Raw genomic sequence first — 19,082 nt, 5'->3', positions numbered from 1 at the left:
GCCGAGGCAGTTTTAAGATTATTTACACGGGAGGGGTACAACAGAGGGAGGTTAACGGCACCCGGCCTTAAGCAGATCGAGTGCCGTTTAAGAAGGGCATTAAGCGGGCTTGGTTCGCACCCACTTATGATCAAAGAAACCGCTGACAAAGCCTGCCAACACAATAGCCATCAACAGTAGCCATATCAGCTTTTCCGGCTTATCACTGGGAGTCGGCTCTGCAACCTGCTCCAGCTTCTGGCCACTGACCTGTTGCGCGGCATTGGCGCTGCTAACCTGAGGGTTATCCAATACCTGGGCATTGGCCAGGGCCGCGAGGCCGAACCCTAGTGCCTGCTGATTGACGAATTCCTTGAACTTGTCATTGTCGGTAGCCACATCAAACTGATTTGCCAGCTCGGTGTAGGTCTCTACCATTTTCTCCAGGGTTTCAGGCTTCGCATCCCAATATCCCTTGCGCACCGCTTCCAGCATTCGCTCCAACATCTGGGCCAGGGCCTCGGCATTGTGCTCTTCGAAGAATTCGCGCATGTCCATTTCATATTTGTCATCCACGTAGACTTCAAACATTTCCTGCCATTGGTCGTCGCGAATGGTTTCCGGAGTCATTACTTCCCAGCCCCACATATTGTTGACGCGATCCAGGATAGCGGTAGCACCTGCGTAGCCGGAGTCCTGCATCGCCTCAATCCAGCGGGGATGGAAGTAACGGCTGCGCATTTCCTGGTTAACGAACTCCGCAAGGGTTTGCGCTTTTACGTTATCTTTGCGACGCAAATTGGAAACATACATTTCCGGCGTTGCGCCATCCAGATTGCGAACCGCCAGACCGATACCGCCAAAGTATTGGAAGGGATCGTCATTGGTCATCATGGCGTAGAGGTTGGTGGAGCGGGAGAAAATCACCCCATCAGTGCCAGACAGCACCTTGCCGTACAGCTCAACACTGCGCTGATCCTCGCTCCAGCGGGATTCATCTTTGCCATAAGCAAAGCCCATGCGGCGCATATAGAGGTCAGCGAGCTTGTCATCCCCCTCCCAACTGTCAGAGGCCAGGCTGGCAGCGGCAAGGCCCGTTCCGTAGTTGCCGCTTTCATTGGAGAAGATACGCACCGATGACAAATAGCGAGCATCCTCTTCACTGTTGCCGTCTTCCAGCAGCTGCTGTTGCAATGCCTGGCTGTGGCGGTAGACAAAGTTATTGTCTTCTTTCATCTGCGCCACTTTATCGATGGCTTCTGCCAACCACAGCATCACGTTGGGGAAAGCATCCCGATAAAGGCCTGTCGCAGAGATTACGACATCAATACGCGGGCGCTTTAATTCCGAATAGGGAATAACTTCTGTACCGGTAACATTGCCCTGCTGGTTCCACTTTGGTTTTAGGCCCAGGGCGTGCAGGATCTGGGCTTCCAGGGCCCCCTGGTGGCGCATGGTTTCAAGGGACCACAGGGAGAATGCCAACTTGTCCGGGAAGCGGCCGTGCTTTGCATGGTAGTCAGCAATGGTCTGGTCCATCAGCTGTACACCAGCTTCATAGGCTTCCTTCGACGGCACCTTAGCCGGGTTAAAGCCAATCAGGTTACGGCCGGTGGGCACCGCCTGTGGGTTGCGAATCGGGTCACCCCCATGGCTTACAGGAATGTAGTTACCATCGAGTGCCGACATCAGGTTTTCCAGCTCGGCAATTTTGGCAAAGTTATCGGAGTATTCCCGGGCCTGATCCAACTGGGCCTGCAAGGGCTCAGGAACCTGCTCCAGCTCACCGCCCTCTAGGAAGGTATCCAGCAACTGGAATCCCGCCTGCGCTTCCAAAGCCACAACATTGCGCTCGTCCCGGGTTTGCTCTTCCGGCAAACGCAACCCGTGCTCCGCCTCATATTCATCCGCTGCGGTGATAAACCCTTCACCCAACATTTGCAGCATGGTGCTGGTGAGGTGTTCGGTTTTGGGCAGCTGACCAAAACGATGGATACCCAGCGGCTGGCTCATCTCTGCCAGTTGACCCAAATGATCCTGCAAGCGGCTCAGTTGGCCATCAAAATCCGCACTTAAGGCTTCAGCACTGATTTCCAGATCCTTGAGCATATTGAGCTCTTCGGCCAGACCGATAATACGCTCTTGGGTATTGGCCCGGGTCTGCCCCTCAGACAATACCAGGTAATTGCCAATTAACTCGGACAACTCAGCCACTTCCGCATATAGGCCCGCTTTCGCAAAGCCTGGGGTCAAGTGGCTGATCATGGTGGCACGGCCACGGCGCTTGGCCTGCATAGCCTCTCCCACATTATCGATAATGTAGGGGTAGAACACCGGGATATTTCCCAGGGCCAAGCTAGGTGCATCGTAAACCGACAGGCCCCGCTCTTTGCCACTGAGCCACTCCTGGGAGCCATGGGTTCCAAGGTGAATATAGGCATCGGCACCAAAGGTTTCCCGCGCATAGAGGTAAACCGCCAGGTAGGCGTGGTTCACCGGGGTTTTCATATCGTGGTATAGGGAAGAGTGATCCTTGGCATTGTCCGCGCGAACGCCTTGCGGCAACACAATCAAATTGCCGAGGGTCATCCGAGGAATAACAAATGCAGGCTCGCCGTTATGTTCGGCCAACATGGCATTGTCTTCCGGCTTGCCCCAACGCTCTACAATAGGATCCCGCACAGTTGCAGGCAGTTGGTCAAACCAGGCTTGATAGGTCGACAGCGGCATCCAATCAGCCAGCCCTTTATCGATCAAGGCTACGCTGTCTTCGCGACGATAATAGGGGCGCAACAACTGCCCGGCCCAATCGATAAGGGTTTTTGAATCCCTGATATGTACCTCATAGCCTCTTTCGCGCATTGCCTGGGCAATCGACTCAATCGAGCTGGGTACATCCAGGAAAGCCGCACCGATATTTTTTTCCCCGGGCGGGTAGTTCCAAATAAACGTTGCCACCTTTTTATTGGTGTTGCTTTGATAAGCGAGGGAGGCGTGATTCCAGGCGCGCTCTATCAAGGCCTGCATCTGTACATCCATCACTACTTTATTGCCGTCTTTATTAGCAGCGATAATCACCGGATCGATGCTGCCAGTATCTTCAGGCATTACCAGGAAGAATGGAGTCAGGGATGGAGATACACCGCTATTATCAGCAAAATATTCTTCTTCGCTGCCCTCGGTGTAATTGAGCGCGTGAATAACCGGCACTCCCAACTTCTCAAATTCAGCGCGGCGCTTGCTGACATAGTGCAGGGAGCGGTAATTAATCATCAAGTCGACACGGGTATTGCCGCTGTCGGTTTGCAATAAGTCTGGATAGGAAAGCGGCAAGTCTTCGCCTTCAAAGAAGAAGGCGAAAGCCTTGGCACCTTTAGCCTCAAGACCATCCAACAGGGTGTCGACAACCTGCTGCTGCTCGTAATCCACCACGGAGCGATGGATAGCCACAGCAATCACTGGCTGCTGCTCAGCGGGCTTTAACCAGTCAAAGAAAAATTCCTCTTTATCGGTGACAAGCTGCTCCAGGCGGGGATGATAAAAACCCACCTTGGGTACAATTATCGGTTCCGGTACTGAGCCACTGGAAAGGTCAAATACCTCTGCCGACAAAAACTGCATCATATGCCGGTAGTTTTTGCGGCCCGCATTATTAAAATAAGCGGCTATCGCCCGATGCTCGGACTCTGCCAACCCCTGGTTCATGGACTTATTATCTGCATCCCCCAGGGAAATCACCGGAACTTGCGGATGCTTGGCCAGCATTGGCTGGAACTTGCCAAACATAAAAGCAGAAAGCGCCGGGTTGATGCCATCCAGCATTATCAGTTCAGCGGAAGACCAAGCCAGGTCGATTTCCTCATCACTCTTACCTTTGCTGTTAAAGATCTCCAGCTCAAAGGGTTGGTCTGCAGAGAGATCAGCCAGCAATGTACCTTTTGCCTTGGCCGTGTGGCTCGACATCATCAAGAGTACTTTGGGTTTATCACTGGCCTGGGCAAAGGTTGCAAAAGCCAAGCTCATCAATAGGCACACAAACTGTGCCCATAGTTTATTACGCACCACTAATTCCCCCCCGAAGCTTTTTCACCGGCGGGAGCATCTTTACCTTCCCCTTCCGGTACATAAACCAGGCTGCCATCGGCCATCTGGTAGGCCACACCTGCACGGGTGCCCTCCCCTGAGCCAATTTCCCCGGTGGATTTGTATTGTTTGATTTCCTTACCGTCCTTGACGATCACTTCCATATTGGGTTCGCCGGCATTTTTAATCACCGTGACCTTTTCATTGGAAAAAACGTTCAAGGGATTTTGCGCAATGGCAATCAGCAGCGCGGCGATAATGACCAGAAACACATCGATCAGGTTCACCGCACTCAGAATAGGATTCAGTTCTTCATCTTCGTCGAGGAAGCGCATCAGTCGGCCTCCTTCAGTTTGCGGATATTGATCAGCTCAGAGGCAAACCAGCGTTTTTTCACTGAGGCGGGCCAGAAGGTAATCGTGGAGATTACCAAGCCCCAGATCACAGCGGCGAAAGCAATAATCAGGTTTTCACTGATTCCCTGGATATTGCCATCGGCCAGGGCGCGAAGTGCCGGCCCCATGGGAATCATGGTGGCAATCAAACCCAACATGGGCGCGATCCGGGTAGCCATGCGAAGAAGTTCCAGTTTTCTCAACGCAAAAACTTCCAGTTCGTCGTCACATGCCAAAGGGTTATTCACGTAAAAGTTGTGTACTTGGTAGCCCGGCAGGCGCTCAACCCGACCTTGCTTCAATGCCAACCGATAGGCTCCGGCATTTTTGCGGCGAAGCATCCACAGTGAAATAAAGCGCCCGGCGGCATAAAGCGAGTAGATAAAAAGTACCAGGATCGCCAGTAATACTGGGGCCATAAACAGGTCGGCCACATCCGCCATTAAGGTCTCAATTGATTGAATATTCACTGCAAGCCTCCCAAGCCCCACTATTGATGCCGTTCACAAATTTGAGCGGAAAGTACCCAAAGAAACTTTTAAGGTCAAATTTAATCTAATTGATATTGATTCGCATTTACCTTTACATTTTGATAAGTATCCATATAATCTCGCTCCGAACTGGTCGACAAGACCAAGCGAAAGGGCAACCAGAGACCCTTAACGAGCAGACCGAATCAACGACATCAAGGAATTCACCATGAAACGTCGCCCACTAGCAGCAGCCATTTTGGGCTTAGCCTCCGCCTCAAACCTGTACGCAGAGACCCCGACCTCTCCGTCCAGCAATGAACTCGAGCTGATCGTCGTCAGCGGGCGCGCAGAAAAACCCCTGAAAGACGTTGCGGGCAGCGTTTCCGTGGTGACCAATGAAGAAATTGAGCAGCTTCAGCTCAATGACATGAACCAGTTGTTCCAATACGAGCCCGGTGTTGAAGTAACCGGTGAAGCTGGCGGCGCGCAGAATATTCTGGTGCGCGGCATGGGCGGTGACCGTGTACTGATTATCAAAGACGGTATGCGGGTGAACGAGGGTTATGGCGCCAATGGCCAAAACGACATTATTGGTCGCGGCTTTATTGAAGTGGACACCCTAAAGCAGGTTGAAGTTGCCAAAGGCGCAGCCTCCTCCCTGTACGGTTCAGACGCCCTTGCCGGTATCGTAGTATTCACCACCAAAGATGCTTCCGACTACCTGGAAGATGGCGAGCAGTTTGGCGGCTCTATCAAGACCGGCTACAACGGCATCACCAGCCAGCACAATGTTTCCCCTACCCTTGCCCTGCGCACCGGCAATTTTGAGCAACTGCTGCACACCACCTTCCGCGATGGTGAAGAACAGCAGAACTACGACGAAACCCAGGACCCCTTCGAGATTGAATCGAAGAGCATCCTGTACAAGGGTAAATACAACCTGGGTGGCGAAGACTTTATCAGCTTCAGCATCGACCACTGGAACCAGGAAACTGTCGGTGACAGTGCCGATGGCCTGCTGTATTACTTCCGCGGACTGGCCGACTACGGCTACAACATCGTCGCTGAACAATCTGTTTCCGACAAAGAGACCACTGCATACCAGCTCCGCTACCACAGCGAGACCCCAACTGCGATTTACGATCAGGTAAATATCAGCTTGTACAACAACAAGTCTGAACAGGAAGACGAGCAGTACGGCCAACTGGACATCAACGCCCCCATGTTCGGTGTGATCGAAATCCGCGACATGTGGGAAACCGGCCTCTACCGCCAGGACACTATCGGCCTGCTGTCCAACGCCAGCAAAACCCTGAATGAGACCCATACCCTGGGTTACGGTCTGGACCTGGAACAAACCGAGAGTGAGCGTACCGTTCACCAATATCGTGAAGTTGCGGGTAGCTCCACCCTGGACTCCACCACCGAGAAATTCCCAGAAAACGAAGTGGCTCGCGCCGGCCTGTTTATCAATGACGAAATGTCATTCGCCAATGGCCAGCTGACCGTTACCCCGGGGCTTCGCTACGACTGGTACGAGATGGACCCCAACGGTGCATTGAAGTCTGATGACACTCCATTTGCCACCATTGAAGAAAGCAATGTTTCCTTCAACCTGGGTGCGCTGTACCGAATCAATCCGAAACTGTCCGCCTTTGCCCAATACGGACAGGGCTTTAAAGTGCCGGCCTACGATTTAGCCTATATCGAACACTACCTGCAGCCGACCTCCAGTTACATCTACGAGGTTCTGCCCGCCGACGATCTGTCACCAGAAACCAGTGACACCTTCGAACTCGGCCTGCGCGGGCACCTGGGCCCGGTAGCTTTCAGTACTGCAGCGTTTTATACCGAATACGATGATTTCCTTGAAACCACTTTAATTCACCAAGAATTTGTAAATGGTGATGACGGCAGTTTCTCCCATGTATTTGAACAGTACCAGTACCAGAACATCGAATCTGTCACCATCAAAGGTATAGAGGCGAGCGCCAGCTGGTACCTGTCTCCAACAATCGAGTTGTTTGCAAATGCCAGCTACCAGCGCGGCGAAAACGACACCACCGGTGAATACCTTACCAGCATCAGCCCACTTTCTGGCGTGGTCGGTGCAAGCTACAGCGGAGCCAAACTCTCCAGCCAGGTACTGGTGCGCTGGGCAGACCGTATGGAAAAAGTGAACGACGGCGCTACTGAAACTGCCGGTTATGGCACTGTAGACTGGACCCTGGGTTATCAGGTAATGGACTCCATGTCTGTGAACTTGGCGGTTAACAACCTGATGGATAAATACTACGTTCCCTACCTGAATGTTGCAGGCTGGGATGAAGGTAGCGATCTTTCTGTCAATGCGGCGCCGGGGCGTACTTTCTCTGCGTCAATCAGATACGATTTTTAATTAACGAGTTTTACACTCTCCTATCTCGCAAATAAGTCCCTTGATGGCCGTACTCCCATGCGGCCTTTTTTTATTTTGCAGCGTCAAAAAAATACAATTAATCCGTGTAAATCTTCTCCATCATTTCTTTCACTTCCGCCTGGTATAGCCGCAACGCTTTTAACAGCTCAAGCCTGAACAACGGCAAATAAAGCAAGTACACTAGCTGATAAATTGGGTTCGCAGAGTGCATTTTAAAATAACACTGTCTCTCCCAGTGACTTGCCCCACCCTTCATTTCGGTAATGGTGTAACTGAAGTGGCCCGTGATGTGTTTAGTAATTGGTAAAAATAATAGAACCAGCGCACCACCGTAAATCGTCTTCCCCTCCCAGGAAATTTTATTGGGCCGCTCATAATTTATTAATTGATGCTTCATTACGTGGTAGCCAGTAATCCCCCAATATTTTTCGATCGCCACGCTACCTACAGTGGATTTGTCGCCCCCCAGATTGTATTCCGCAAATAAAGTGTTCGGATATTTGCTTTCCCAATTTCGCAGGTCTACCACATAATCAAACAAGGCTTCGGGTGGAGCTTGTATAATGGCCGTATTTTTGTAGAAGTAGGACTTGTCTTTAAAATACAGCACCAGGCAAATCAACACATACAGAATAATTACCGCATATATGATGTCTAGTATCATCAACTGCCTCCACCACGAAAAAACTTAATACCGGCACTGATATAAATGAACTAGAAAGTCACAAACCTAATTATAGAAGAATAAAAAAATGCCATAGCTTTACGGCCTGAATTCAAAATAAATAAAGATAACAATCAACTTGAGAGGGGCGATTAAATCCTCGCAGAAGTGGACATAAACTTCATGGCCAATCGGTCTGCAAATACCGTCACCCGGCGCGGCTGGGCCCGGCTTGGAGGGAACAACATTTGAAGCGGTACCGGCGGAGGAGTGTATTCTTCTAACAGGCGAACCAGCCTGCCCGCCTGAATATCCGACCCTACATCCAGTTCCGATTTTAAAATAATGCCACTTCCCTTCAGGCACCACTGGCGAGCCAGTTCCCCGTCATTGGTCACCCGGTCACCACGCACCACCACAGTTTGCTCACTTCCCGATCCATCGCGGCCGTCGAGAAAGCGCCAGTGGTTATCCAGGTTTTCACCGAAACGCATTACCAGACAGTTGTGACCCTTCAGGTCGTCAGGCTTTTGTGGAGTGCCGCGCTCTTGTAAATAGCTGGGAGAAGCGCAGAGGATGCGCTGCTTTTGGCTCAGGGTCCTGACCCGAAGTGAACTGTCGGTGATTGCGCCGAAACGCAAGGCAATATCAATACCCTGACCGACAATGTCCACATAACCATCCGATAACAGCAATTCAATAGAAATAGTCGGGTGATCCAGTAAGAAGCGGTCAATTTCCAGGGCCACAATCGCACGCCCCAAGTCGCAGGGGGCACTTACGCGAATGCCACCGGACAGGGTCTGTGCTCCTGATCGAATACGGCTTTCAAGGTCATCTACTTCGCCCAGAATCTGTTTAGCACCCTCAATCAGGGTACGCCCTTCCTCTGTCAGGCTAATTGCCCGGGTTGTTCGATTCAATAACACCACACCGAAGTGCGACTCCAATGCCGCAAGGCGCTCGGAAACCCTACTGGAAGATAGGCCCGAGTCCCGCGCTGCGGCGACCAGGCTACCTTTATCAACAATTTGCAGGAACAACTTGAGATTATCTATCAGCATTGATCGGAAATACCGAATATTGATTTCTATTAATAGCAGTTTATCCGGTAAATCAAAGCAACCACAATACCCCTATCGCAGTAACTACTGCACAGTCACAAACTTACACTAGGGAGTTTCGGTATGGATAACAGTATTCGCATCGGACACATTGCGCTCTCTTTCCACGAGGCCAGCGCTCGGGAAGTCGCCAAGGTTCTTGAGGCTCACGGCCACCAAACCAGCTTCAAGTCCGCCCCCCATGAAGCGGCCTTCGAGTTGCTAAAAAACGGGGAAATCGACCTTTTAACTTCGGCCTGGCTGCCCTCCAGCCACGAGGTCTACCTGGATCCCCTGCTGGACCAGGTAGAAAAAGTGACCGTGCTGTATGAGCCCTACTGTATCTGGGGTGTACCGGATTATGTGCCCGAAAATGCAATTGCCAGCGTTGATGACCTACTCAGCGAACCTGCCCTCACCCGTATGGATCGCCTGATCCAGGGAATCAATCCCGGTGCGGGTATTAGCCGCTTTTCCGCTGAAATGATCCAGGCCTATGGCCTCGATAAGGCAGGTTATGAATTCCGACCGGGAACAGAAGCGGACTGCTTCAACCGTTTTGAAGACGCCGTAGCGCAGGAGCGCTGGGTAGTGACCCCCTTGTGGCACCCGCAATTTCTCCACAACCGCTACACCATCCGCGCACTAAAAGAGCCCAAAGGGCTTCTCGGCACTCAAGATGAAGCAACGCTCATCGTGCGCAAAGATGCCAAACAGAAAATTGGCAGCGCCGCCCTGGCTGCCCTGTCCCAGCTTTATATCGGCAACAAAAAGCTCAGCGCCTTGGAAGATGCGCTGCGCAAACAAGCCAAAAACTGAGACACAGTAAAATTTAAGGAAGTCGCAATGAAGTCCCCAAAAATACTATTTGCCGCTCTGGCTCTTGCAGGTGTTGGCAGCTTAGCCACCAGTGTCACTCACGCAGCTGAAGCGGAGTCCCTGCAAGCAGTCACTGAATTCAGCGAATCCCGCGCTGCCGGAGTCACTATCACCCCCAATGGCCGGGTACTGGTCAGCATGCACCCACTGGATGCGCCAAAACTAAAAGTACTCGAGGTAATGGCCAACGGCTCCAAGCAACCCTTTCCCAATCGAGATTGGGCGGATGGGCCTGAACAGGGTGAAGTGGGCTTTGGGTCAGTAATTGGCATTCACTCTGACAGCAAAGGCATCGTCTGGATCTTGGATATGGGCGGTGAAAATACACCCGTCCAACTTGTCGCCTGGGACAGCGTCAATAATAAACTGCACCAACAGATTGAAATTTCCAAGTCAGCATTAGTGGAAAATTCATTTCCGCAGGATTTTGCCCTGGATGAAAAGCGCCAAAAAATCTACATCGCCGATATGTCCTTCGGTAATTTTAACGGCGCGACCAAACCGGCAATTATTGTCGTCGACCTGAAAACCGGACGCTCTCGGCGCGTACTGGAAAGCGCTAATGAATTTATGCCGCCAAAGCAGGATCTCATCATCGGTGGAGTTTTGCTAGCGGCTAAAACTGAAGGTGATACGAATAAAAGCCTGCACTTTGGTCTCAATCCCATTGCCCTGGACGACAAGTCTGAATGGCTCTACTTTGGCAGTCTCAGCGGCGATAAAATCTTCCGCCTTCCTGCTGCGCAGTTGGCGGACGCCGATATTTCCGAGAGTAAACTAACCGCACAAATTGAAGAATTTGGCCCCAAAAACCCCAGTGATGGCATTGCAATGGCACCGGAAGGTGGCGTGCTGGTTACCGACCTGCAGAATAACGCCATTGGACTGACCACCCAGGGCAATTACCAAATCCTGCTACAGGACAAACAACTCTCTTGGCCTGACAGCCTCGCTATTAGCAATGGCTGGGTATATATCACCCAGGATCAGCTTCACCAGCATCCAGCTTTCAGTTCTGGCCTTGGTAATGCCAAGCCACCCTACAAGCTGATGCGCTTCCGCTACACTCCATAAACTCCCTCTCACCGCCAGGAGATAGTTACCCTGGCGGTTTTTTATTAACGTCGAAAAAAGTTCACCAGTAAACTCAATACCAAACTAACGATAATCATCGATACAATTGGAAAGTAAAAACGGGTGCGCCCCGACCCCACACGAATATCTCCCGGCAAGCGCCCGAACCAGCTGAATAACCCTGGGGAAAAGTGCAATAGCACCCCAACCAACACTAAAATTATTCCTGCGATAATCAACCAGCGGGACATCTATTCACCTCCCTACAGAGTGATTTAACGCCCTGACAATTACCCCGGCGTACTGCCTGGACATTCCCCAGTGACTACTCTATCTATGCTCAATCCCGAGACAAATCGATAGAGGCCATGTGGTGAAATACCTCCTTAGTGTAGTTGTCACAACCTGCATCTTTTTTAGCACTGCTGCCAATAGCCAGGGTAATCCTTTGATTTCCCGGGGCACTATCCCACTCGCCGAAGAGGTTACCCTTGCTTCAGTCGCCGGCCCACTTGAATACCCTTGGGGTATAACCAACTTGCCCGATGGAAGTTTTCTTATCACCCAGCGCAGCGGACAACTCAGAATTGTAAAAGATGGAAAATTATTGGCGGACCCTATCGGGTTTCCAACAGAAATCTTGTTTCTTGGCCAAGGGGGCCTACTGGATATCGCTGTGAGCCCCACCTTCCCTCAAGACCAGATGCTCTACTTCAGTTATGCCATTGGCAATATGGACAACAACCGACTTGCCATTGGTCGGGCTAAATGGAATAACGGCAAGTTGGAAAACTTTGAAGAGATATTCAAGTCCGCGCAGGGTAAAAATAACGGCGCACACTTCGGTTCCCGGCTCGCCTTCCTACCCGATAAAACGTTGCTGGCTACCATTGGCGATGGCGGTAATCCCCCACAAGAATTCCTCGATATTTTTGCCAGGGAACAGGCCCAAAACCTACAAACCCACTTCGGCTCTATTATTCGTATTAATGGGGACGGTTCCATTCCCGACGACAACCCTTTCAAAAACCAAGCAGATGCCCTGCCGCAAATCTGGAGCTTTGGCCACCGCAACCCCCAAGGATTGGTGATCGATCAACAAAGTGGAGAGATCTGGTCCTCCGAACACGGCCCCGCTGGAGGCGATGAATTGAACCGCCTCAAAGCTGGCAGTAACTATGGCTGGCCAAGGGTCACTTTTGGTCGGGACTACCGGGATGGTTCCAATATAGCCTTTAAAATCGAGGATCCAGAATTTACCTCGCCCGCACTGGCCTGGCTCGATACCCATGCCCCTGGAGGACTGGCCTTCTACACCGGCAATGCCTTCCCCGAATGGAAAGGACGGCTTATTTCCGCCGGATTAGTTAGCGAAGATTTAAGGATCATTCAGATAAAAGATGGCGCTGCCATTGGCGAGCTAAGGATACCTATTGGGGAGCGCGTACGCGACGCAGAAGTTGGCCAGGATGGCAGTCTTTACATATTGACCGATGGCCCCAAAGGCCGTTTACTGCGCATAGATCCAGCAAAACAATAACTAGAATTTTAAGATATTCGACTAGTTGGGGCGAGGTTCAAAAGTCGCCCTATAAGGCAAGCTATCTATGCGTTTTTTCCGCCCCCTTACCGCCACTCTACTTATGGCCACCTCACTGTGTGTTCAGTCCGCCACGCTGATTCACAATGTTTCCGGCTACCAAACTACTGATGATCAACTACTCACGTTCGATGCTTTAGCCTTTGATCAAGGTAAGGTACTGGCAACTGGAAGCTATCAACAGCTGGAAAAGCAATTCCCTACAGCCGATAGAATTGATGCGCAGGGTAAAACCCTACTCCCAGGCCTAATTGATGCCCACGGCCATATGCTGGGCCTGGGCCAGCTCACCGGGGAATTGGACTTACGCGATCACTCCCTTGCACAAGCACTCTCAGCCATCAAGAAATACGCCCGGGATCTGGGGCCCGACGAATGGCTATCGGGCCGTGGCTGGAACCAGGTTACCTGGCCCAACAAAGCTTTCCCAACCCGTAAACAACTGGATAAATTGGAAATCAAGCAGCCAATTTGGTTGCGCAGGGTCGATGGCCACGCAGGTTGGGCCAATTCCAGGGCCCTGGAGTTAGCGGGGATCGACAAGGAAACCCAATCACCAGATGGCGGTGAGATTCTACGGGATGAAAACGGCAACCCGACAGGCATCCTGATCGATAATGCTATGAGCCTGATGTACAAGGCGATACCCGCACCTACTTTAGCCCAGGAGAAAAAGAACCTACAAAATGCATTTACCACCGCTCTCTCCCTGGGATTAACCAGTGTGCATGATGCGGGTATCAGCGAACAGACCCTGAACGCCTACCGAGACCTGGCAAATAAGAAAGCCATCCCGTTGCGTATTTACCCCATGCTTTCAGTAGATAGCCACAACTATGCCCAGTTACTTCAGGCGGGGCATATTGGAGAGCCTTCGGACCGGCTGTATATGCGCAGCATCAAACTTTCCGCCGATGGCGCCTTGGGAAGCCGAGGCGCTGCCCTGCTGGAGCCCTACCACGACCGCCCTCAGGAAAAGGGGCTGCTGCTCTACCCGGAAGACAAAATGTTGGCTTTGCTCAAGTTGGCTACCGACAATAACTTCCAGGTTAACGTACATGCGATCGGCGACAGGGCTAACCATATCGTACTGAACCATTTGGAAACCCTAAACAAGGCAGAGAGCCAGGCTAGCTATCGTCATCGCGTGGAGCACGCCCAGGTTATTGAGGTGGAAGATATTCCGCGCTTCGCCCGGCTCAACCTGATTGCCTCTATGCAGCCCACTCACGCTACCAGCGATAAGAACATGGCCGGAGACCGCCTGGGGAATGAGCGCCTGATCGGCGCCTACGCTTGGCAGACCCTGCTGGAACAAGGCACTCCCATCGCCGCAGGCTCCGACTTCCCTGTAGAACCCGCAAACCCGCTTTTCGGTCTACACGCCGCAGTTACCCGCCGCGACCGCCAGGGAGACCCCAGTAAAGGCTGGCGCGCAGAAGAAGCTATGACTCTGGAGCAAGCCCTGCGCGCCTTTACCCTGGATGCAGCCTATGCCAGCCATCAGGAGAAAGTCATCGGCAACCTTGAAGCCGGGAAGTTCGCCGATTTTATTTTGCTGGATAAGGATATTTTTACGATAGCTCCCCAGGAGATCTGGAAGGTACAAGTTCTGGAGACCTGGGTTGAAGGAGAACAGGTCTACCGTAAACCCCTTTAGCCATTCACTGACCTTCATTTTTCCCGCACTTCAAACCGCGAATACCGGCGAAAATCGGTATTCGCAGAAACAACGACTGCCCCATAATTCACTAAGAGCCTTGTATTGCGCTATTGCTATACTACTTTTTGTGAATACAAGAAAACATTATTGATAAAGCGCATATAGGTTAATGCCTCAAAGAGAAACAAATAGACCGCGCTATGAAATACATCCAAATACCCGTAAGCGATGCACCTTTATATCTTCTACTCGAAGCAGATCCCTCTAAGAAGAAAATAGACAGCTATTTACCTGAATCCTGGTGTTTCGCAGCAATTGATGCTGGCGCTGTGGAAGGTATATGCGTAGTAAAAGAAATTGATACCGCAATCGCTGAGATTTTCAATATCTCAGTTTCTCCTGAAATGCGACAGCAAGGGATTGGATCAAAACTGTTAAAGTTCTCTCTATCAGAGCTCACCACCAAAGGGGTTCACCGAATAGAGCTGGGCACAGGCACATTTGGTTACCAGTTAACCTTTTATCAACGCCATGGTTTCAGGGTTGAATCTGTTATTAAAGATTATTTTTTGCACAACTATGATCAACCCATTATTGAAGACGGGGTCCAACACAAAGATATGTTACGACTCTCACTAGATCTTACAATTAGACGACAATAAAACTGTCTGCGGCATAGTGCCTACCCAAAGTGGCAGGCTTGTACCTATTAATCATCGCTCAATCATCACCCAACGCGCCGGAATCAAAGTCGTCGTAAAGCCATTCAGTTATAATTGAAAATTTCCTTTCGCCTAATCTAACTTTACCTGCCAAACATCAACATTAAACCACCCACCTTGAATACTGTATTTATAAACAGCAAACTTAAAGCGACCTAGAAAAAACCAAGGGAATACTATGCCAGTAAAGCATGAATGGCGAAAAAAAGAAAAATCTCTCTATCTCCCTAAAACTCAACCTGAAGTTATCGATATTCCTAAACTTAATTACATTACTATTCATGGAGAAGGCAGCCCTGCCGGGGAGGCATTCACGAACTGTATCGGCACCCTATATTCCTTGGCTTATGCCATCAAGATGCTTCCCAAAAAAACGGATGAGAAGCCGACTGGATACTTTGATTTTACAGTCTATCCATTAGAGGGAGTCTGGGACATCAATGAAAAGGCCAAAGAGAGTTATTCTGGGGAGATCAAAAAAGAAGATTTAATCTATAAGCTGATGATACGTCAGCCTGACTTTGTCGAGCTACCCTTTTTCAAGGAAATACTTAACTACGTTAAGAACAAAAAACCAAATCCATTACTGAATCAAGTTAACTTTGAGACTATTTTAGAGGGGAAGTGTGTACAAATGCTCCACTTAGGGAGATTTGAGGATGAGCCTATCAGCTTTGAAAAAATGGAAGCTTTTGCTAAAGATCAGGGCTTAAATCGCCTATCCAAGGTACACAAGGAAATTTATCTTTCAGACACAAGAAAAGTTGCACCGGAAAAATTGAAAACCGTATTAAGGTTTCGGGTTAGCTAAACAATGGCTTATTTTCACCCCCACAACCAACTTTTATCATCAGATCCCCCCCCAGTATCCCAAACCCTATTTTAGTACCAGCTATACACTAACTCTTATCAAGAAACCCTCCAATTCTGAAAGCCATTTATTAAGTTATACACCGGGAATATATTCAAGGTGTTAATGTTTCCAGCTAAGTTAATTAGCGCCTGCGGCTAAACAAGTAAAAGAACTTCACAGAGGGTGAGATCAGAAACCAGCTGAAATACTCACAGACCAAGTTAAACCAATAAAAAAAGCCGCATCGAAGGATGCGGCTTTTTTGTCACGGGGACTATTGCTAATTAGTCCTTAACAGCTACCGTGCTCGCTTTCTTTTCAGGGATCGGGAAGCCACGATCGCGCATTAACGCTTCGATATTGGCATCGCGACCACGGAAAGAGCGGTAAGCGTCTGCCGGGTCCAGCGCATTGCGAGGAGCGAACAAGTATTTCACCAGTCTCGCCGCCACTTCCTTATCGTAGAAGCCGCCTTTGGACTCGGCGAAAGCCTCAGAGGCATCGGAGGTCAGTACGTCGGCCCACATGTAGCCGTAGTAGCTGGCCGCATAGCCTTCACCGGAGAAGATATGACCAAAATGAGGAGAGCGGTGACGCATCACCAGTTCATCCGGCATACCCAGCTTCTTCAAAGTTTCACGTTCAAACTTGTCTGGATCGATACCTTCAGGATCAGCAGTATGGAATTTCATATCCACCAGTGCAGATGCCAGGTACTCAGTAGTAGCAAAACCTGAATTGAACTTAGCCGCCTTCTTGATCTTCTTCACCAGATCCGCAGGAATCGGCTCACCAGTTTTGTAGTGCACCAGGTAATTGTCGATAACCGCATCGGTAGACAGCCAGCGCTCCAGCAGCTGAGATTGGAACTCGGTGTAGTCACGCACACCGCCATTTAAGGTCGGATAAGTAACGTTGGACGCGAGGAAGTGCAGCGCATGACCAAACTCGTGGAAGAAAGTCTCTGCATCGTCCCAGCTTACCAGCACAGGCTCACCGGGAGCGCCCTTGATAAAGTTGGAGTTGTTGGAAGAGAGAACATTCTTCTTACCATCGAAAGTAGAGTGATCGCGGTACATGGTTGCCCAAGCTCCAGAACGCTTACCTGCGCGAGCAAATGGGTCCAGGTACCAGAGGCCGATATGATCGCCGCTCGTCTTATCGGTAACTTCCCAGACCTTAACATCTTCATGGAATACCGGTACTGAGCCTTCCTTCACTGGAGTGAACTCAAAATTGAACAGCTCTCCAGCCACATAGAACATGGCTTCACGCAGGTTATCCAGCTGCAAGTACTGTTTAACTTCATCGGAGTTCAGGTCGTACTTGGCCTTGCGAACTTTTTCTGCGTAGTAGCGGTAATCCCAGGGCTCAATAGTGATATTGGCTTTCTCGGCATCAGCCACAGCCTGCATATCAGCCACTTCTTCCTTCACCCGACCAACTGCCGCCGGCCATACCGCTTCCATCAACTCCATGGCACGCTCAGGCGATTTCGCCATACGATCACGCAGGCGCCACTGGGCGTAGTTGTCGAACCCTTGCAGGCCAACACGTTCGTCGCGCAACTTCAGGATTTCAGCGATGATAGCGTTGTTATCATGCTCATCACCATTGTCACCACGGCTGTAGTAATTGGTCCAAATCTGCTTACGCAGCTCGCGATTGTCAGAGTACGTCAGGAAGGGATCCATGGAGGAGCGGGTATTGGTAATCGCGTACTTACCTTTTTCGCCCTTCTCTTCCGCCAGAGCCGCCGCAGCAGCGACAAAGGAATCCGGCAGGCCGCCCAGCTGATCTTTAGTCAGGAAGATGTCGTAGCCTTCCTCATCAGCCAGTACATTATTGGAGAACTTTGTATAGAGTTCCGCCAAGCGCTTATTGATTTCTGCATAGCGCTCTTTCTTTTCCCCTTCAAGGGTGGCGCCATTGGTTGCGAACTGGGTATATACCAACTCGACTACGCGCTTCTGCTCAGCGTCCAAGTCCATCGACTCACGCTGATCATAGATAGACTTAATGCGCTTAAAGAGGGCCTTGTTCTGATAAATCTTGGACTCGTAGTCAGCCCACAGAGGTGCCAGTTCGCGCTGGACCTTACGGAATTCCGGGGAGGACATATTGCCGGCCCAGATTCCATAATAAGAAGATGCACGGCCCAACTCTGCACCACTGCGCTCCATCGGAACAAAAGTATTGGCGAAAGTAGGCTTGGCAGGATCGGCAGCGATGGCGTCCAGCTCTGCCAGATTCATCTCAATACCCTTCTCAATTGCGGGCTTGAGATCTTCAAGATTCATCTTGTCAAACGCAGGAACACCACCAAAAGGACCTGTCCACTCCGCCAATAGCATGTTGCTGGCGTGCTCAGGACTAACAGCCATGGACTTCTCGGCATTCACGGTATCTTTGACCACCTCAGCCTGTTGTGTCTTTTCACCACAACCGCCCACTACCGCAAGAGCTGCGGCCACGGATAGTGCGATCATTGTTTGACGCATCGGTATCTCCTCTAGAATAGAGCTTTGTAATAGTTTTAAGGGCGGGAGTTTAACCCCAGTTGGCCTATGCCCGCCAATACTACCGCCATTCTCAGCCAGGGCTGCGACAGAGTGAAAGAAATACACGACGACTTCCTTCAGTTTTGACCAAATGGTCTAGATGTCCTGTTGCCCGCACTTCGGCCACTTAGTAGTCCTTTTTTCTAAAGTAACCAAATCGGTAAATTCGACCCAAATCCCCTACCCGGTCAAAATCAGCGCATTTCCGTCACCGCCGGAATCTCACTTAAAACTCAACATAAATAAAGCCTTCAGCAGCCAGCTAATATAACTCCACACCTTTGCTTACCTTTTGAAAATAAAAGTACGCTGTCTTGCAGCTAAAACTGAGTCTTTAAATCAGAGGGTTTTTGGAACAGCAATAAAAATTTCACTTACAACAGTAAACGACCTATAAAGCCGCACCTAAACTCAACACAAACAAACACATTTAAATATATTTAGAAAAACCTATTCCCATTCATAATTAGGTGGAAACTGTTCTTCTACTCAAAAAACCCTCTTCAACATAAAAGTCACGATTACTGGAAATATTTCCCCATAAGAAAATGCAATGAGTGACAACCCGCAAAACCATCAGAATATTTACCATATATATCAATGAAATTCAGAAA

At 50.3% G+C, this 19,082-nt stretch carries 14 protein-coding genes; 7 read left to right on the top strand and 7 right to left on the bottom strand.

The features are described 5' to 3' along the window. Positions 1-99: 99 nt before the first annotated feature. The 3 genes from cobN to ACJJI4_RS06335 are packed head-to-tail and all read right to left on the bottom strand — an operon-like array spanning position 100 to position 4,927. Positions 100-4,041: a cobaltochelatase subunit CobN gene (gene cobN / locus ACJJI4_RS06345; protein WP_444927447.1), complete on the bottom strand. Its 3,942-nt coding sequence runs from the start codon at positions 4,039-4,041 to the stop codon at positions 100-102. Between the two features lie 2 nt (positions 4,042-4,043). Then, the gene (locus ACJJI4_RS06340; RefSeq protein ID WP_413665264.1) at positions 4,044-4,397 is read right to left on the bottom strand and encodes a DUF2149 domain-containing protein; all 354 of its coding nucleotides are present in this window, start codon (positions 4,395-4,397) and stop codon (positions 4,044-4,046) included. Continuing rightward, the gene (locus ACJJI4_RS06335; protein WP_413665263.1) at positions 4,397-4,927 is read right to left on the bottom strand and encodes a MotA/TolQ/ExbB proton channel family protein; all 531 of its coding nucleotides are present in this window, start codon (positions 4,925-4,927) and stop codon (positions 4,397-4,399) included. The genes ACJJI4_RS06340 and ACJJI4_RS06335 overlap by 1 nt, the downstream gene beginning before the upstream one ends. A 229-nt stretch (positions 4,928-5,156) precedes the next feature. On the opposite strand from ACJJI4_RS06335, the gene ACJJI4_RS06330 reads away from it, so the two are divergent. After that, on the top strand, positions 5,157-7,328 hold the full coding sequence (locus ACJJI4_RS06330) for a TonB-dependent hemoglobin/transferrin/lactoferrin family receptor (RefSeq protein ID WP_444927446.1): 2,172 nt from the start codon (positions 5,157-5,159) through the stop codon (positions 7,326-7,328). Positions 7,329-7,425: 97 nt separating this feature from the next. On the opposite strand, the gene ACJJI4_RS06325 is transcribed toward ACJJI4_RS06330, so the two are convergent. Beyond that, on the bottom strand, positions 7,426-7,959 hold the full coding sequence (locus ACJJI4_RS06325) for an SRPBCC family protein (protein WP_444927445.1): 534 nt from the start codon (positions 7,957-7,959) through the stop codon (positions 7,426-7,428). Between the two features lie 206 nt (positions 7,960-8,165). Further along, positions 8,166-9,077, bottom strand: coding sequence for a LysR family transcriptional regulator (locus ACJJI4_RS06320; RefSeq protein ID WP_444927444.1), 912 nt, complete (start codon positions 9,075-9,077; stop codon positions 8,166-8,168). Between the two features lie 123 nt (positions 9,078-9,200). On the opposite strand from ACJJI4_RS06320, the gene ACJJI4_RS06315 reads away from it, so the two are divergent. Together ACJJI4_RS06315 and ACJJI4_RS06310 are read left to right on the top strand one after the other, a co-directional pair. Then, positions 9,201-9,935, top strand: coding sequence for a glycine betaine ABC transporter substrate-binding protein (locus tag ACJJI4_RS06315; RefSeq protein WP_444927443.1), 735 nt, complete (start codon positions 9,201-9,203; stop codon positions 9,933-9,935). A 27-nt stretch (positions 9,936-9,962) separates the two neighbouring features. Then, positions 9,963-11,069 (top strand): L-dopachrome tautomerase-related protein, encoded by a 1,107-nt coding sequence (locus ACJJI4_RS06310; protein WP_444927442.1) that lies wholly within the window; start codon positions 9,963-9,965, stop codon positions 11,067-11,069. A gap of 44 nt (positions 11,070-11,113) precedes the next feature. On the opposite strand, the gene ACJJI4_RS06305 is transcribed toward ACJJI4_RS06310, so the two are convergent. Further along, on the bottom strand, positions 11,114-11,320 hold the full coding sequence (locus ACJJI4_RS06305; protein WP_444927441.1) for a DUF2905 domain-containing protein: 207 nt from the start codon (positions 11,318-11,320) through the stop codon (positions 11,114-11,116). A 122-nt stretch (positions 11,321-11,442) separates the two neighbouring features. On the opposite strand from ACJJI4_RS06305, the gene ACJJI4_RS06300 reads away from it, so the two are divergent. From ACJJI4_RS06300 to ACJJI4_RS06285, 4 genes are all read left to right on the top strand, one after another. After that, a complete protein-coding gene (locus tag ACJJI4_RS06300; RefSeq protein ID WP_444927440.1) occupies positions 11,443-12,609 on the top strand; it encodes a PQQ-dependent sugar dehydrogenase in 1,167 nt (388 codons plus the stop codon). A 67-nt stretch (positions 12,610-12,676) separates the two neighbouring features. After that, on the top strand, positions 12,677-14,329 hold the full coding sequence (locus ACJJI4_RS06295) for an amidohydrolase (RefSeq protein ID WP_444927439.1): 1,653 nt from the start codon (positions 12,677-12,679) through the stop codon (positions 14,327-14,329). 203 nt (positions 14,330-14,532) lie between these two features. Next, the gene (locus ACJJI4_RS06290) at positions 14,533-14,994 is read left to right on the top strand and encodes a GNAT family N-acetyltransferase (RefSeq protein WP_444927438.1); all 462 of its coding nucleotides are present in this window, start codon (positions 14,533-14,535) and stop codon (positions 14,992-14,994) included. A 238-nt stretch (positions 14,995-15,232) separates the two neighbouring features. Then, a complete protein-coding gene (locus ACJJI4_RS06285) occupies positions 15,233-15,865 on the top strand; it encodes a GyrI-like domain-containing protein (RefSeq protein ID WP_413665253.1) in 633 nt (210 codons plus the stop codon). A gap of 326 nt (positions 15,866-16,191) precedes the next feature. On the opposite strand, the gene ACJJI4_RS06280 is transcribed toward ACJJI4_RS06285, so the two are convergent. Beyond that, positions 16,192-18,408 carry a M3 family metallopeptidase gene (locus tag ACJJI4_RS06280; protein WP_444927437.1) on the bottom strand — a complete coding sequence of 739 codons (2,217 nt, stop codon included), beginning with the start codon at positions 18,406-18,408 and terminating at the stop codon, positions 16,192-16,194. Positions 18,409-19,082: the final 674 nt, after the last annotated feature.

Source organism: Microbulbifer maximicatervae (SeqCode) (genome assembly GCF_052467305.1).
Note: the sequence above shows the minus strand (reverse complement) of the source record. Positions and strands in the feature narration are given on the sequence as shown.